Source organism: Streptomyces triticirhizae, from assembly GCF_003696235.1.
GTDB lineage: Bacteria > Actinomycetota > Actinomycetes > Streptomycetales > Streptomycetaceae > Streptomyces > Streptomyces triticirhizae.
The window spans coordinates 1-1,000 of record NZ_RFFJ01000407.1 but is presented as its reverse complement, the minus strand read 5'-3'; the positions used below and the strand labels follow the sequence as shown (position 1 = coordinate 1,000).

The following is a 1,000-nucleotide window of genomic DNA, read 5'->3' as shown; positions in this document are numbered from 1 at the left end:
GCCCCAGCCGATGCGCCCGGCCCCGCAGCCGACGCGCCCGGCGGCGCCGCGCCCCGGCGGCTACCCCGCCGGGCCCGCGCCCTACCCGCAGGCCCAGCAGGCCCCGGCCCCCGCGCCGGGCTACTGGTCGGAACAGGGGGCCTGAGGGAGCGAAGGACCCAGGGGTCTCGCGGCGCCGCCCGGCGAAGGGCCGGGGGTCACAATTCGACGTCCTCCAGCACCCCGAGGGCGTCGGGCACCAGCACGGCCACGGAGTGGTAGGCGCTGACGAGATAGGAGAGCACGGCGCGCTCGTCGATGCCCGCGAAGCGCACGTTGAGGCCAGGAGCGTGTTCGTCGGGGAGGGCGGCCGGGCGCAGGCCGACCACTCCCTGACGTTCGAGGCCGGTGCGCAGGGCGAGCACGGAGCTGGTGTTGGCCCGTGAGACCGGGATCTTGTCGCAGGGCAGCAGGGGGATGCCACGCCAGGCGTGGACGGGGGTCCCCTCGAACTCGACGGTCGGCGGGTAGAGGCCGCGCGCCGTGCAGGCGCGTCCGATGGCGGCGATGGCACGCGGATGGGCCAGCAGCAGCCGGGTGTTCCGGCGGCGGGTGACCAGCTCGTCGAGGTCGTCCGGGGTCGGCGGCCCGGTGCGGGTGTACACGCGTTGACGCGGATCGACGTTGTGGAGCAGGCCGAACTCCCGGTTGTTGACCAGCTCGTGCTCCTGCCGCTCGCGCAACGCGTCCACGGTGAGGCGGAGTTGCTCCTGGAACTGGTCCATGGGCTCGCCGTGGAGGTCGACGACCCGGGTGTGGACCCGCAGCACGGTCTGGGCGACGCTCAACGCGTACTCGCGCGGCGCCGGTTCGTAGGCGACGAAGGTGCCGGGCAGCGTCGGCTCGCCGGTGTGGCCGGCGGCGATCGCGATGTCGGCCTCGCCGCGCCGGTTGCGGGCGGGCGCCGGGCGCTCGGCGGCGCGCGCCAGCTGGGCGGCGAGCGCCGGGGTGCGCTCGGCCA

1 protein-coding gene is annotated in these 1,000 nt (G+C 75.8%); it reads right to left on the bottom strand.

Features of this window, described 5'->3' with window-relative positions; translation table 11 throughout:
- Positions 1–197 precede the first annotated feature (197 nt).
- Positions 198–1,000: family 2B encapsulin nanocompartment shell protein (locus EBN88_RS29990; protein WP_267902617.1), on the bottom strand; the 803-nt coding region annotated here is incomplete at its 5' end.